Annotated in this window: 9 protein-coding genes and 3 pseudogenes; 3 read left to right on the forward strand and 9 right to left on the reverse strand. The window is 54.9% G+C overall.

What is annotated here, in order from left to right:
- Positions 1-386: 386 nt before the first annotated feature.
- From lon to AB4Y97_RS18725, 7 genes and pseudogenes are all read right to left on the reverse strand, one after another.
- Positions 387-2,930, reverse strand: a complete 2,544-nt coding sequence (gene lon / locus AB4Y97_RS18695; RefSeq protein WP_442000559.1) for an endopeptidase La — start codon at positions 2,928-2,930, stop codon at positions 387-389.
- 16 nt (positions 2,931-2,946) lie between these two features.
- Positions 2,947-3,348, reverse strand: coding sequence for an Hsp20/alpha crystallin family protein (locus AB4Y97_RS18700; RefSeq protein WP_442000560.1), 402 nt, complete (start codon positions 3,346-3,348; stop codon positions 2,947-2,949).
- 76 nt (positions 3,349-3,424) lie between these two features.
- Positions 3,425-4,099 (reverse strand): hypothetical protein, encoded by a 675-nt coding sequence (locus AB4Y97_RS18705; protein WP_442000561.1) that lies wholly within the window; start codon positions 4,097-4,099, stop codon positions 3,425-3,427.
- A gap of 33 nt (positions 4,100-4,132) precedes the next feature.
- Positions 4,133-4,474 (reverse strand): DUF5335 domain-containing protein, encoded by a 342-nt coding sequence (locus AB4Y97_RS18710; RefSeq protein ID WP_442000562.1) that lies wholly within the window; start codon positions 4,472-4,474, stop codon positions 4,133-4,135.
- Positions 4,475-4,840: 366 nt separating this feature from the next.
- Positions 4,841-5,047, reverse strand: a pseudogene (locus AB4Y97_RS18715) (PDZ domain-containing protein); the annotation flags it as partial.
- Positions 5,044-5,376 carry a PDZ domain-containing protein gene (locus AB4Y97_RS18720; RefSeq protein ID WP_442000563.1) on the reverse strand — a complete coding sequence of 111 codons (333 nt, stop codon included), beginning with the start codon at positions 5,374-5,376 and terminating at the stop codon, positions 5,044-5,046. The pseudogene AB4Y97_RS18715 and the gene AB4Y97_RS18720, both read right to left, overlap by 4 nt.
- Positions 5,261-6,232, reverse strand: a pseudogene (locus tag AB4Y97_RS18725) (trypsin-like peptidase domain-containing protein). Before AB4Y97_RS18725 ends, AB4Y97_RS18720 begins: the two are co-directional and overlap by 116 nt.
- Positions 6,233-6,412: 180 nt before the next feature.
- Between AB4Y97_RS18725 and AB4Y97_RS18730 the strand changes: the two are divergent.
- Positions 6,413-6,652: a hypothetical protein gene (locus AB4Y97_RS18730; RefSeq protein ID WP_442000564.1), complete on the forward strand. Its 240-nt coding sequence runs from the start codon at positions 6,413-6,415 to the stop codon at positions 6,650-6,652.
- A gap of 736 nt (positions 6,653-7,388) precedes the next feature.
- Here AB4Y97_RS18730 and AB4Y97_RS18735 read toward each other — a convergent pair.
- Entirely contained in the window at positions 7,389-9,893 is a 2,505-nt protein-coding gene (locus AB4Y97_RS18735; RefSeq protein WP_442000606.1) for an ATP-dependent Clp protease ATP-binding subunit, read from the reverse strand.
- 667 nt (positions 9,894-10,560) lie between these two features.
- Here AB4Y97_RS18735 and AB4Y97_RS18740 point away from each other — a divergent pair.
- Positions 10,561-11,246, forward strand: a pseudogene (locus AB4Y97_RS18740) (IS5 family transposase); the annotation flags it as partial.
- A 963-nt stretch (positions 11,247-12,209) separates the two neighbouring features.
- On the opposite strand, the gene AB4Y97_RS18745 reads toward AB4Y97_RS18740, so the two are convergent.
- Positions 12,210-12,905 carry a LuxR C-terminal-related transcriptional regulator gene (locus tag AB4Y97_RS18745; protein ID WP_442000565.1) on the reverse strand — a complete coding sequence of 232 codons (696 nt, stop codon included), beginning with the start codon at positions 12,903-12,905 and terminating at the stop codon, positions 12,210-12,212.
- Positions 12,906-13,548: 643 nt separating this feature from the next.
- Between AB4Y97_RS18745 and AB4Y97_RS18750 the strand changes: the two genes are divergently transcribed.
- Entirely contained in the window at positions 13,549-15,729 is a 2,181-nt protein-coding gene (locus tag AB4Y97_RS18750; protein ID WP_442000566.1) for a mechanosensitive ion channel family protein, read from the forward strand.
- Positions 15,730-15,863 lie beyond the last annotated feature (134 nt).

Below are 15,863 nucleotides of genomic sequence, written 5' to 3' on the forward strand. Positions count from 1 at the left end.
TCAAAGCGCGCCTGCGCAAGGCCGAGGCCCGAACGTTCGACGCGCTCTGGCGCGCCCTCGGCGACATCTGCGATTTGTTTGAGTCGCACGAGTGTTGGAACTTCCTCAGGGCTGCCGGATATGCGTCCGTTTAACCGTCCGATGCTCTAAGTTCAAAGTGATTTCATTGGCCGTGTCCGCGGTGGAGTCAACGGAACTCCGACATTCTTTATCAACGGCCTGCGGCATGACGCGCCCTATGATTTTCGGCATCTTGCGGCCGCCATTACAGCTCGGATGCACGCGCAAACACTTCGGTAGCTACCAAGCCCAAAACTTGAATTGAATGACATTACGACGAGTGATAATGAGATGGAGTGGCTAACTTGTTCGTAAGCGATTTTTGCTTACTCGATAGAAGGGTCCGTATCTCCTCCTGAGCAAGGTGAGGGAAGGGCACCCGTGCCCGGCGCCGAATCTGGATTGACAAGAGCAGGACGATCATGCGGACCTGCAGGTGGCGTAATAGGGCACCATAGATAGCGCCCATCCTGCGGCTGAGGTAGATCATCGAGGCTGGCCAGGACGGCCTCATCGACACGCTCGAGCCATATGAATTCGAGCAATGTGCGGGCGCTCTCCGGGATATCCTCATAATCGTTGCGGTTGCGCGCTGGCAGCATAACGCGCTTGAGTTCGGCCCGAGCTGCAGCGACAACCTTTTCCTTGATCCCGCCCACGGGAAGCACAAGACCACGTAAGCTAATCTCACCTGTCATGGCAGTGTCGCTTCGCACCGTCCTACCGGTCAGAAGGGATACCAAAGCGATGTACATGGCTACGCCCGCACTCGGCCCATCTTTAGGTGTTGCGCCAGCCGGGACGTGGATGTGGATGTCGCTCTTGTCAAATAGGGCGGGATCAATGCCAAGAGAGGTTACCTGGGTCTTAACAAGACTAAGCGCCGCTTGAGCACTCTCGCGCATAACATCGCCGAGCTGGCCTGTGAGAATGAGGTTACCCTTGCCAGGGGGACGGGTTGCCTCAATGAAGAGAATGTCACCACCAACAGGTGTCCAAGCGAGACCAGTGGCGACGCCAGGTACACTGACCCGCATCGCTACCTCATTCTCGAAACGTGGTGGACCCAGGATAGAGGGGAGATCATGGGAAGAGATACGCATATGCTCAGCCTTGCCTTCAGCAATGATGACTACTGCATGACGCAACGCTTTCCCGATTTCTCGCTCAAGATTCCGTACTCCAGCTTCGCGCGTGTAAGATCGAATAATGACATGTAGCGCGGCATCGTCGATCTCAACTCGCTCTGGTGTCAAGCCATTGGCTTCAAGCTGGCGGCGTACGAGATAGCGGCGAGCAATTTCAGCCTTTTCCTCTTCCGTATAACCGGCGAGAGATATGACTTCCATGCGGTCGCGTAAGGGACCGGGAACCGTATCGAGCATATTGGCCGTCGCAATGAAAACGACTCGACTGAGATCAAACGGAATGCCCAGATAGTTATCCCGAAAGGTTGAGTTCTGTTCGGGATCCAGCACTTCTAAAAGAGCAGCTGAAGGATCTCCTTGAATGCCCGAACCCATCTTATCGATTTCATCCAGCATCATGACACAATTACTTGCCTCGGCCTTACGAATTGCCTGAATGATGATGCCAGGCATCGCACCGATATAAGTGCGGCGATGCCCACGAATTTCTGCCTCGTCATGCACCCCACCAAGGCTAACCCGCACAAATTTGCGTTTCATGGCGCGAGCGATCGATTGACCGAGCGAGGTCTTGCCAACGCCAGGCGGCCCGACGAAACATAGAATGGGTGCTTTGCTATCCGGTGCAAGTTTGCGGACGGCAAGGTATTCGATAATCCTCTGCTTAATTTTTTTAAGGCCGTAATGATCCTCTTCGAGGATATGGCGAGCTTCGGCTAAAATGATCGGCGGTTCTTCAGGTAGTACCCATGGCAGCTCGATCAACCAATCCAGATATGTTCGGATCATGCCATATTCCAGCGAGGCTTCTGGCATTCGCTCCAAACGGTGTAGTTCTTTAAGCGCCTGTTCTTCGACCTCTGGGGGCATGTGTACCTTGGCGATAGCTTCTTTGAGCTCGGAAATTTCCTGGGCTTTGCTGTCTTCCTCACCGAGCTGGCGCTGAATCGTAGCCATTTGCTCACGCAGAAGGGCTTCACGTTGGCGCTCATTGAGAGAAGCCCTTGTTTGCTGGCTGATCTCCTTAGTCAGTCGCAGCACTTCAATCCGTTGTGCGAGCAGACGAAGAACCTTGTCCAACCGCGGAATGAGATCGATGGTCTCCAGAATGTCCTGCTTCTCTTTGGGCGTAATATCCATGTAGGCGGCTACGAGATCTACAAGCGCCCCGGGCGATGCAGCAGCTTGCAGAGCTGCAATTAACTGCTGCGGAGCCTGAGGCAGAAGTTCCACTGCCTCGATAGCCTGACTTCGCAGCTCAATGAAGCGTGCCTCGATCTCGAGAGAAATCGCTTCAGGTTCGGGGATCTGAATGACACGCGCGGCAAAGAACGGTTGCTCCTTGACGAAGTCGACGACCCGAAATCGCTGCACTCCCTCACAGACGAGGTTGTGGGTACTGTCCGGAGCCGTAACGAAGCGAAGGATATTGGCGATCGTTCCAACACGATGGAGGTCGACTGCCGCAGGGTCGTCTGCAGTTGCGTCGCGTTGCATGAGAATGCCGACAGGGCGCTGTTGGCGCATCGCGTGCTGTGCCGCTGCGATAGAACGAGGCCGGCCAATTGTAAATGGCATGATAACGCCAGGAAAGAGAACAACATTACGCACCGGCAAAATGATCATCACATCTGGTGACAGACTTTCCGATACGCTTGTTGTGTTATCATCTTCCCGGGCCTTGGCGTTGGCCGTGAATGGCACATCGGTCGGAGGAGTCATCTCATCGCTCCATCGGTCACGCTTTGCGAAGGCTAATAAAGAGGCAGCCGTTGATCATCGAGTGCTTGACGGAGTGATACCTGCCTGATGGAAGCGGAACGTGGCGCTGGAAGCGACCTTGAGGTAGCTCCAGCCGGTGAATGAACGCATTGCGCAAGGCGGCCGGAAGAATACGCTGTCCCGATATAGCAAGTGTGCCACGGTCGATGACTGCCTCGACTTGATCGGGGTCAACGCCTGGAAGCGCGGCGAGAACGAGAACTTCATGCTCTGTCTCAAGCACATCAACAGGTGGTTCCCAGGTTGCAGATTCCTTAACAGTGCTCGGTGGTTGGAAGAACTGTTGATGGAGGCGCTCCGCTCGCGCCAGCATATCGATCGCCTCTGACCACATCCAACGTTTTGGATTCTCCGTCATTCTTGCGCCTTTTCGGGATGCACAGCCAGCGATCTGAGTGAGTCTGTCAGTTCGTTAGGAATCCGATTCCTTCTGCTTATGAAGCTTCTTGTCCTGTTGCGGCGTGGGCGTAATGGCGTGCTTTGGCGAGCAGACGTTCTGCCTCACTGGACGGTATACGAAGTGCCAAGGTTACAGCGCGCAGCGGCAAACGATACACCTCATGCAGCAGAAATACTTGATAGGCGTCAAGGCCAAGAGTGCGGGCCATTTCTTCGATCGCGGCAGCTGTTAATCGTCGCGACATCGCGGTTAGGCCTCTTATTCCCAGCCGGTGACGCATGGTTTCTTCGGGCTGATACCACTCCCAAAAAGTCTCGTCATCATCGTAGGAAAGCCCAACCGGTTCTGGATCCTGGAGAAATAAAAAAGTGGAATTGTCGAGCTTGGCTTCCCGTCTGACGGCATCCTCAGCAGTGCGGAATAGCATGGCAAGAAGCCATGCTCTGACGCCGATGAGAGAGAACCGATTGCTCCGGTCGCGCCATGCGTGCAACAGCGCCTCATCCACCAATTCTTCTGGCGTCAGGTTATGAGATCCAAGCTCTCCCAACTCAACCCGATAGCGGAGTTCTTGTTGGGCCGCCGCAAGCAATTCTCCGAAATGCGCTGACAGCGTTTCCTGAAATGCGATGCGGTCGATATTGGGAATTGTACCTGAGCCATTTCGCGAAAGCGCCTGAGGATGGCTCGCCCGAATTCTTTTCGTCATCTCCGCCGCTCCTCGTCAGGAGATTTTTTAAATTTACCTCGAGGGTGAAGGAAGCATCAAAGGATCGCGGAATGTGATAATCTGCTGGGTGCCATCCGCACTGATGATTTGCAAACTCGTCAAACCGGTTGCCTCGTTCTCTACGTATAACTCGCTTGGCTGGCGGATCATGTGATCGAGACCGTCGAGAGCAACCTCAATCATGTCGTCTTTCCCGTCATAGACAATGCCCAGCAACGGCAACCATTTTGCTTCAACCTGATTGCCAAGAGAATGCGAGGCAATCAGAACCTCGGCGCGCTTTCCTAGAAGAGCCTTCGACATGAGGTCGCAAAAGCTACGCCATTCGGTCTTCCCAAGCTTGCGAATGCTCATGAGTCACTCCATGCCTTTGATCCTACTGATAAAAAAAGGCCGCCCAATGGCGTAACCAAGCGGTTCCATGTCCCGCTTGCGTCACTCATTTGCAAGGCATACGTCAGTCAAGGCGGTATCAAACATTAGGCCCAGGATGCCCTGGTGCTGACTTGTCGACAATGACCCTCGTCAGCCCATAGAGGATTGTAGGTGTCGAGCGTGGGAATGCGGCCTGAAGGATTTCGCCAATCGGTCGGAGTGTTCTGGGGAGATCGAACCCGCACTACCATCCGTGTAACGGTCTTAAACCGATCAGGGTCCTGCTGCCACGAAAAGAAACTGTCCATTGCAGTTGATCCGCAGAAGAATCGGCTTGTTCTGTTGCTACGCTCTTGCCCATTCCTCCGCGACCTCAGAGGGCTGGCTGATATCCTTATTGTTGACGGCAGCAATGATATCTCCGGCTTTAAGGCCGTTTTCCGCCGCCAGGCTGTTCGGCTCAGCTTGCTGAATGAGCACGCCTGATATTCCGCTCTCAAGGCCAAGCTGGCGGCGTATCTCGCCCGTGAGGGGGCTGAGTGAAACACCTAGTCTTTTGCCCTGCTCCTGCCCGGGGCCCCGTCTCCTTGCTTTGCTTGATCTTGACTACGCGAGCCGATGACCGCAGTCAGCTCCTGAGTGTGGTTTCCTCTGAAAACGGTGAGAGAGACCGACGTACCGGGCTTCGCGGCCGCTACGGAGCGAGTCGGATCCCGTGCACCCTCTACGGCTTTCCCATTGAAACGGGTAATCACGTCTCCGGCTTTAATCCCAGCCTTCTCGGCTGGCCCCCGGCTCCACCGAAGCGACGAGAGCGCCTTTATTATCTTGAAATCCCAGCGCCTTCGCGATTGCCGAGGTGGGATCTTGAACACGCACACCAAGAAACCCACGCTCAATTCGACCGTTCTGGATTAACTGTTCCACGACGGCCCGTGCGACTGCGGAAGGCACGGCGAAGCCTATGCCGATAGTGCCACCTGACGGCGAGAAGATTGCCGTGTTGACACCGATGACTTCGCCCTGAGCATTGAAGAGCGGGCCGCCCGAATTCCCTCTGTTGATCGAGGCATCCGTCTGGAGAAAATCGTCTTAGGGACCAAGTTGAAGATCACGGGAGCGTGCCGACAGAACACCGACAGTCACGGTCCCACCGAGACCAAAAGGACTACCGATCGCGATTGTCCAGGCTCTTGGTTCCATCGTGTCGGAGTTGCCCCAGGAAGATACAGTCATGGAGGATTTGGGATCGATCTTGAGAACTGCGATATCCGTTGAGAGGTCTTGGCCAATCAATTTGGCAGCAATATTGGTTCGATCGTTAAAGATGACATGGATCTCAGTAGCGTTCTCGATCACATGGTTGTTTGTGACAATATATCTGTCAGGGCGAATCACGAAGCCCGAGCCAAGCGCCTCACGGAATTGTTGCTGTCGTGTCACGCCCCGGAGAAGCTCACCAAAGGGAGTGTCGTCTGGGATCGAAGGGGTTTGCTCCTCGGCCATCTGCCTAGTCGTGATCGCCACCACTAACGGTGCTCTTTGGCGCACAATCCCGGTAAAATCTGCAGGGGTCTGTTGCGCGTGAACGGATCGAGGACGCGCTGCCACAAAAGCCAACATAATTCCTGCGATTATGATGACATGAGACCAAGCCTCGATCGTCGTGCAATATAAGAATAAATTGACTAATAATTCAGTAGGTTTTTCCTCAGATAGAAGAACCCGCGTCGACATAGAGTTTGTAAGGATTTATTTGCGGCGAGTATAGCGATGCGTGCACTGACATAAGTCAATGCGGACAAACCGGATTCTTAGATCCTTTCGATCGCCTGTTAGCAGGTCTGTCATGAGGATCATTGCCAATTTGAAAATAATCGTAAATGAAAAATATAACGACACCCGAGGAGACACGATATGGTCGAGAAGCACATCGGGGTAGTGGATCCGACCGACGCCGTCTTGCGATCCTGTCTCAGGAAACTTGTCTCCAGAGACCTCTTTACAAAGCAAGACATACAAGAATTATTGGAGGAAGCTGCGTTGGGTTTGGATCTCGATGTAAAAATCACTCCAGAATTTGCCAAGCAGATCGCCACTGAAGACTTGATGCCAAGATTCTTTGGCACCGGAAGATGCGGTGCTGCGGAAAGCTAATATTGCTTCGAGTTCTCCCGGTGCAAGTGATGCAAAACCATAAGTCGCTAATCTCTCGAAAGATCGTCCATTCAGATAGCGTTTGAGACAGGCTGGCAGCTTTGTCACTTGGTGATATGCAAGTCGCATCCAGCGGTTTCACTCCTCTGGAAAGCCCAGCAATTCGGGCCTGAGCTTGGCTTGATATGGGAAATTGTGTCTTCGATCCCTTTGGAGGGAACCTGATTGCGTGCAGAATTTGCGCAATCAGTACCGCTCCTGGGCCGAAATGCCTGAGCAGTATCCGCTTTGCACCTGCCTGGACGATAGGCTGCAGTACCGTATCGTCGGGTGTACTTATCGTAACAGGCGAATTCGGAAGGCAGAAAGTCCCGCTCGGCTGCCTCAAAGTCTCATATAAACCGTAGCAGCTCTAAAAATGATCCTCTGACCTTGTGTTTTTAGCTTTCCGCAGCATTCTGCTATTAGGCTCAATGGCAATGGAAGAGGTTTTAGCGAACTGAAAGTAGGCACACGCGAGCCGACACGCGCGCATCCGCGAGGACGAGCGGGCTGATAACAGCCAGGATTCTTGAGACAATCTGCTCGAATTTGTCATACAGGCTTAAGTCGCCCGGGTATCCTCAATGGTCCGCGTGAAGGCAGGCCCATGCTGCAGGGAATCTGGTCGGATGCTGACCGTAGGAATATATCTCCTTCGAATTCCCAAAAGAAACCTCCACCATCGCTCATATCTTTACTCGGCGGCGCTTGCCTTCTCAGCTTCTTTTCCTTTCTTTCTTGCCACCTCAACCGAGGTCTTGTCCGTGGCCTTCGCCCGCTTGCTGCCCTTCTCGTCTTGCGCCTTGGGTTGAGGTTCGATGATAACCTTGTGCTGGGTTCCATCCCACCGCGCCAATACACGCTGACCTTCTTCAACTTCATTGGCCAGCATTGCCCGGGCTAGTTGGGTCTCGATCTCTGAGCGGATCAGGCGGCGCAATTCGCGCGCCCCGAATTCCGGCCGGTAGCCCTCTTCGGCCAAATGTTCGACGAGAGATTCCTCAAACTCCAACTCTACACCCTGGCCATGTGCAATCCGCTTCACGCGATCAAGTTGAAGGTTGACGATATCGCGGATCTGCTCCCGCTTGAGGGCATGGAAGATGATGATTTCATCAATGCGATTGAGGAATTCAGGTCTGAAATGACTCCGCAATACATCCATCAGATCCCGGCGAAGTCGCCCTGGATCCTCTGTCTCTGCCCCTGCTTGACGCAATTGCCGTTGGATCAGATCCGATCCGAGATTACTTGTTGCGATGATGATCGTGTTGGTGAAGTCGACTACCCGGCCTTTTCCGTCCGTGAGACGTCCATCATCGAATACCTGAAGGAGGATATTATAGACGTCCGGGTGCGCTTTCTCGATCTCGTCAAGAAGAACGACGCTGTAAGGCCGCCGCCGCACGCGTTCGGTCAACTGCCCGCCTTCCTCGTACCCCACATAGCCGGGAGGCGCACCGATAAGCCGAGCAACGGTGTGCCGTTCCATATATTCGGACATGTCGATGCGGATCATGGCGTCTTCGTCGCCGTAGACCGCTTCAGCGAGCGCTTTGGCGAGTTCGGTCTTACCGACGCCGGTCGGCCCCAGGAACAGGAAGGTGCCTATCGGGCCACGTCCCTCGCGCAGACCGGCACGGGCAAGACGTACAGCATCGCTGACCGCCTTCACGGCCTCGTCCTGGCCGATCACGCGCTCGTGCAGGCGCTCTTCCAGTTTCGACAGCCGCTCGCGCTCCTCCGTCGTCAGTTCCGTCACAGGGATGCCGGTGAGTTTGGACACAATTTGAGCGATGTGCTCGGCACGGACTTCGGTGCTTCCGGTGCCGCGGCTGCGCCGCCAACGCTCCATGGCCTGCTCTTGTTCCTTGGCTTTTGCGTCATGCTGAGCCTGCAACTCTGATGCACGATCGAACTGCTTGCGCGATGTGGCATAATCCTGCTCGCGCTTGAGCTGGCGCACTTCCGACTCCAGTTCTTGGACTTCTACGGGCCGAGCCGTTGCCGATATCTTCACGCGGGCCGCCGCTTGATCAATGAGATCGATTGCTTTGTCGGGCAGGAAGCGACTCGTAATATATCTGTCGGAGAGTTCCGCTGCCGCGATGATCGCCTCTTCGGTAATTGTCACCTTGTGGTGTGCCTCTAGAGTATCACGCAGACCGCGCAGGATCATGATGGTCTGCTCGACCGTCGGCTCTGATACGAAGACCGGTTGGAAGCGACGCTCTAGCGCAGCATCCTTCTCAATGTGTTTTTGGTATTCATTCAATGTCGTTGCGCCGATGAGGTTGAGCTCGCCGCGAGATAGCGCCGGTTTGAAAACATTGGCGATATCCAGACCACCTTCGCCGCCGCCTTGGCCGGCTCCGACGATAGTGTGGACTTCATCGATGAAAAGGACCATTTCATCCTGTCGGTCAGTGACCTCTTTTAGGATCTGCTGTACGCGCTCTTCGAACTCACCACGATACTTCGAGCCAGCAACGATGGAGTTGATATTGAGCTCGACCAGACGTTTATCGCGTAGGCTCTCCGGGACTTCTCCGGCGATAATGCGTTGAGCCAGCCCTTCGACGATGGCAGTCTTGCCGACACCGGGCTCGCCGATGAGGACAGGATTGTTCTTCCTGCGGCGTGCCAGCACTTCGATTGTGGTTTCGATTTCTCGAGCCCGTCCGATGACGGGGTCAAGCTTGCCTTCCCGAGCAAGCTTGGTCAGGTCACGGGAATATTTGTCCAGATTGGGTGTATGGCTCGGTCCTTCGATCTGACCTTCCTCGGCTCCGCGGCCTACGACCTTCACGACCTGCTGGCGGATAGCCTGAGGAGTAAGCCCATATCGACGCAGAACATCGCCTGCGATGCCTTCACCCTCCTCGACGAGGCCGATAAGGAAATGCTCGGGGCCTACATAGGAATGGTTAAGTTCTCGGGATGCGGCGAAAGCTCGCCCCAGGGCGTTTTTCACCCGAGGTGTGACCCCTATCTCTCCACCCGCTTCCTCAGGCTTGCTATCGCCCCGGGGGGCCTCCTGCTCGATTTGTCGAAGAAGATCGTCCACCGATACCTTGAATTGATTGAGGATCGTACGAACCACGTCGCTTTCCGTGAGAGCCAGGAGGAGGTGTTCCGTATCGACCTCGCGGCGGCCCATTTCCACCGCCCAGCGGGCCGCATTTTGCAAGAGTTCCATGGCATTCTCGCTCAAGCGCTCATCTGGTTCATGCGAACGACGGCTACGGCTGGAGGCTCGACTAGCGCTAGGAGCGTGATTGGCACTAGGACCATGATCGGAGCTGGTTTCGACCGGAATGGAGCGCTCGGACCGTCCGATGGATTCACTAAGCCCCGGCTCCCCAAAAAAATCTTCACCAAAGAAATCGTCGAACAGACTTCGGCGTCCACCGAACAGGGATTCCAAAGGAGAACTTGAACGCTGCTGTCGAGCGAGACGGCGATAGTCGACCTCACACAGATTGAGAATTTCGCGTTCCCCGTTGCTGCTGATGACTTCGGCGCGAACCTTTGCGGGGCGGACCCCACAGATATCGCAGAGTTGCTGTGCCATTGTCGCCCTCCTGGGACAGGTGAAAGGAGGATTGCTGATCCGCCTAAGTTGACAGTTCGGGAGTTTCCTAAGGTACATCCCTGGAAACGATTTCGAGAGGCTTCTTGTTCGGGGGTAAAATCTTGCCCCTCCAAAAATCCGCGCTCTGACCCAGATCAGGTTTTTAGGGGCCCCTTACTCGGAAACTGCAAGGATTTGACGGACGCCGAGCTAGGTGGAGACCCCATACAAATTATTGGCGTAATTTAGGTTTTATCCTCCTGATTGGGTTTGGCTGACCGGGAGGAGTGTCCTGGCGCGCCTGTTTTGGCTATCCGACAAAGCCTGGGCTTGCTTGGAGCCGCATCTGCCGCACGGCCGGCCCGGCAAGCCGCACGTGGATGATCGGCGGGTGATCAGCGGCATCCTGTACGTACTGAAAGTGGGCTGCCGCTGGCGGGATGTGCCGCCAGCATAGGGTCCCGGCCACCACGGTCTACAACCGCTACAACAGGTGGTCGCGACGAGGATTGTGGCAGCGTCTGTTCGAGCAGGTGGCCGCCTCCGGCCGCGTGCCGCAAGGGTTGCTGATCGACAGCTCGCACGCGAAGGCGCAACGCTCGGCCTCTGGCGGAAAGGGGGGAGTGGGAACAAGCCATCGGCCGCTCGCGCGGCGGGCGCACCTCGAAGATCCATTGCCTGGCCGATGGTCGTGGCCGGATCCTTGCCGTCGCGTTGACGCCGGGCAACATGGCCGACATCACCATGGCCGTGCCGATGCTGAAGGCTCTGGCGCCGAGCCGCCGGCTGATCGCTGACAAAGCCTATGACGCGGATCGCCTACGCGCATGGCTCCAGGACAAAGGCATCGAAGCTGTCATTCCGGGCCATGTCTCTCGTGCCGTTGCCTATCCGCTCAATCGCGCAGCATACCGACGCCGCAACGCCATTGAACGGATGTTCGGCCATCTCAAGAACTGGAAGCGTATCGCAACGCGATAGACATAGTCGAAGGCAGCCTGTCCCGTCTGGACGCTGTGGGCAATTTCACCCCAAGGGCGCCAATGCCACGGCTCACCCGACATGGTGGGGTAGGCTCGAAGGGAGCCTGGAATGCCTGTCTGCAGAGGTTCTGCCAACGGTGTCAGGCGAAAACGCCCGTTCTCATTCTCTGCGAAGATTCGTGCCCCACATAGCCTAGCGAACTAAACAGCAAGAGTTCCCACGCCTCCAGAGGCCCCCTGGACGATGACCGTCTCGCCTCACTTCGCGTGTAACGCATCGTCAATGCCCTGGCGTGCAGTCAGTGGAGTGCAGTCAGTCCGACAGTAGGGGCGGGCGCCAGCGCGTTTGAGATCAAGCCCCTCAGGCAGTGGCGCAACTTTCTCAGTGGTGACTGCCATATGCTCGGCATAGAAGCCACCTTTCGGATTATCGAAATTGTAGGAGTAAACCTTATCGCCAAGCTTGAAACGGTTTTTCGCTTGGCCCGAAATCGGTAACCGTACCAGCGCCGTTCAACCGTATCGCGGGCAATCTCGGGTGAACCGCTATGAGGAACTCATCGGAGTCCTTCTTCCACGTCGCGCTTAATGTCGTCGTTGGATTTCATCCTTGCCTCCTCCCGCGAGCCTTGGGCGGCAGAATTATTTCTTCGAATGGTCGAAACTTACCCTGATATGGATCAGAAAAGGTCCGGATACGCACTCCCAAAGTACCCCCGCCCGACCACTGCGTTGCTGTACCTTTAGGGACGAGGCGGTAAGCAAAGTTGCGGCTCAGCTACTACGTAGCATATTCGGTATAGTCAGCGAGATGGACGTTCAGAATTCATTTGAGAGCGTCAGCATGATTGCTGTCGCGGCGACCGCGAGGAGGCGCTTCTCAGCGTTTACCGATTTGATCCCACTCCGTCGATTCAATCGGTTTCTGCACGTCAAGTGGATCGCGCTATCCATCTAACTAAGCGCCTGAAGGAGGGCGTCGGCGGTTGGGGTAGGGACGTGCGCCAGCGACTGCGGCAGCAGCACGATTGTTGACGCCGAAATAGCGAAAGAGTGCGGACATATGGATCTTGACTGTGCCTTCACCAAGCTTGAGAGCGTAGGCAATTTCCTTATTAGTCTTCCCTTGAACGAGGAGATCGAGAACATCCTGTTGGCGTGGGGTGAGAGGGCTGGCTGTCTCAGCCTTCGCAGGAGGCGCTGGCGGAGCAGATTCGGGAACCATTTCCTCCGAAGCCGGAGGGACTTCCGCTAACAGCGGCGGAACATAGATATTTCCGTCGAAGATGGTTCGCAGGGCGTTGGTAAGTTCCGATACGCCTAAACTTTTTGGCACATAGCCGTGTACGCCGGCTTCAAGAGCCAGAAGAATGTCGCGCCGACTGGTCGAGTCCGCGATGACCACCATGCGGGAGCGTGGAGAGCACTCTCGGACAGCCCTTAGATTGGCAGAGGTCCTCATTCCTGGCATGGACAGATCGAGTAACGTCGCCCAGATATTGGGGTTATCGCCAAGGCACTCCAGCGCTTCATCAAGAGAAGTTACTTCTATCACGCCTGAGAACCCGAGCTGCCGTGTTAGAATGACGCCCAGGGCAATCCGGAAGTACCCGTCGTTGTCCGCAATGAGGCCAATACGCGAAGAGGCTTCCATTGCAACAATCTTCTCCTTGGTAGACCCTCGGCAGTCTCTGCTGCCGGGCACTACGTCAATCTGCCATGCCGAACTCGGCTCGAATCGCCACAATTGTAATAGGCGAGCAGCCGATGGCTACTTCACATGAGCGCTTCAACCCGTTTTCCTCGGCATAAGAACGGCCTGATGAAATTTTAAGCCAAGCTGACGCGCTATTGTAAAGCTAGCCATTTCGTCAGAGGAATTCCCACACCCAGCGATAGACTGCAACCTGAATCTCATTAGATCTGTTGCGGGTGATAATTTTCGAAATATTATTTCGAGACGTGGCGAGCTCATTTGGCGACTATATCTTACATTTAAGAGAACGAGTCCGAGCGCCTTTCGACATTCCAGACATAGCTTGAAGGATTAATCAGATAATTTGAATTAAACGTTATGTCGTATCATATAATTCGAAATACTCAGGCCTAGTAGCAATATATTGACTATAATACTCATCTCCGAAGCTGAGGTTCTGATGATGTCCTTATCTGCGGAGATGTTTGACGGGACCGTAAATGGTGTCGTTCCAGGGCTCGTTTCAGCGGCACGAGATGATAAGCTTCGATGTAAGCTCGAAGGGCCCTTGGAGCATGGATGGCACAGGCGAAAGCATCTGATGGCACATGCGCTTGTCAAATGCATTAGAATGGCTCGATCAAGCGGGTTATTCCTAGCTGTTATTTTTTTGCTCCCGTGTTTTTCCGCCCAAGCGCAGGGGCAAGCCGATCCCTCGTCATCTTTACCACCGCCTCAGGTTCGTGAACTCCTGCATCTATTAGAGGATCCAACAGTTCAGAAATGGATTGAGCAGCAGAAGAAACCTGCGGCTGCTCCGGCTAGTTCCTTGCTTCCGGTCAATGCATCCGAAAGGTTGTCACTGAAAACCGCGGCAGTACGGGAGCACCTTGCATCCCTCGGCGCAGCAGTGCCGCGCTTGCCGGCTGAATTTCGAAGCGCTCGTGGCCGGCTCGTTCAGGAGTTACAGGATCGACGCCCGATAGGAATCATCGTCCTTATCCTTGGATTTATCGGGCTTGGTGCGGGTATTGAATGGCTTTTCGGGAAGGTCACAATGAAAGCACGGCAACGGCTTCTTTCATTGCCGACAAAAAGCGTTTCCGAACGTGTGCGCACTGTTCTGATGCGCTTCGCTTATGGCCTCGCTCATGTTGTAATCTTCTGTCTCGGAAGCGTGGGGGCGTTTCTCGCCTTCGATTGGCCACCGCTTCTGAAGCAGGTTGTCATTGCCTACCTTCTCGCCGCAGTTGTGCTCCGGTTAGTCTTGGTGATCGGCAGGCTCGTTCTCGCGCCCAAACTCAAGACGTCGCAGGATGTTGCGCGCTTTCGTCTTATTCCGATGCCTAACGAGGCAGCGCGGTTCTGGTATCGGAGACTGGCCTTCTTTTTCGGTTGGTTCGCATTCGGCTGGGTCACTGTTGACCTTCTCGGTTCCTTGGGCTTCTCGTCCGAAGCCCGTGAACTGGTCGCATACACGCTTGGGCTTGGCCTTCTCGTAGCTGCCCTTGAAGTTGTCTGGTCCAGGGTGCGGCTCACGTGGGGCATGCAAGGAAATCCAGAAATAGGCAATTCCCATCATCCCATTATCGGGTCGTGGCTCCTGTCCATTTATTGCGTTCTACTCTGGTGCCTTTGGGTTGTAGGCCTGATGGGATTCTTCTGGCTCGCGGTGATCGTCCTGGTGCTGCCGAAAGCAATTATGGTTGCCGAGCGGGCCAGTCATCATCTTCTCAATTCTTCGGGACAGCCAGATGGTCCCATCGAACCTGGTCTTGCAGCGATCTACCTAGGCCGGGGCATACGAGCTCTGATGATCGTCGCGGCTGCCCTTTTGCTCGCAGAAGCATGGCAGATCGATCTGATTGAGCTGACCAATCGAGACACGCTCCTCACTCGGATTCTGAGGGGAGTATTGAGCGGCATCGTGATCCTGCTTGTTGCCGACTTGATCTGGCAAGTTGTGAAAACCCTTATTGACCGACGCCTATCACATACCCAGGAAGCCACGTTGCCAGGTTCAGAGGAGGCCTTGCGGCAAGCCCGAATGCGAACGCTTCTTCCGATCTTTCGAAATGCCGTCTTTGTCGTTTTGACAGTTGTTGCGGCATTGATGGCTCTTGCCGCATTGGGAGTAGAAATCGGGCCTCTGATTGCAGGCGCTGGCATCGCAGGAATCGCCGTCGGCTTCGGCGCGCAGACTCTCGTAAAGGACATTATCAGTGGCATATTTTATCTGCTCGATGATGCTTTCAGAGTAGGGGAATATATTCAAAGCGGCAATTATAAGGGAACGGTCGAGTCCTTCGGTTTTCGCTCCGTGAAGCTTCGGCATCATCGCGGCCCGGTTTATACGGTCCCATTCGGGCAACTTGGGGCGGTCGAAAACATGAGCCGTGATTGGGTCATCGATAAGATGTCTATAGGCGTGACCTATGATACTGATCTCGATAAGGCGAAAAAGATCATTAAGCAGATCGGTGTGGAGCTGGCACAGGATCCTGAATTTGCCCCGTACATTCTCGAACCGCTCAAGATGCAGGGCGTCGAGCAATTCGGCGACTACGCAATCCAGCTTCGCTTTAAAATGAAGACGAGGCCCGGCGAGCAATTCATGATCCGCCGCAAGGCTTTTGCCATGATCAAGAAGAGCTTCGACGATAATGGGATCAAATTCGCGTTCCCGACCGTTCAGGTAGCTGGAAAGGAAGTTGCGGAGCCGGTCGGGGCCTATCAGGCGCTTAAGCTTGTCAATCCCGGGACCTCGAGTGAGCCGTCTTGACGCGGCGTGATCAGTTAATTGTCGCTGCAGGACGAGGGGTGTATTATCGGGATCGTCTCAAGTAGCCGCGCATCCAAGCTGGCAAATTATTGGCTTTCGTGGCGTGCCGGTTTCCTCACGTGACGGGAGGGTAG

It is taken from the genome of Microvirga sp. 2TAF3 (assembly GCF_052114965.1).
GTDB lineage: Bacteria > Pseudomonadota > Alphaproteobacteria > Rhizobiales > Beijerinckiaceae > Microvirga.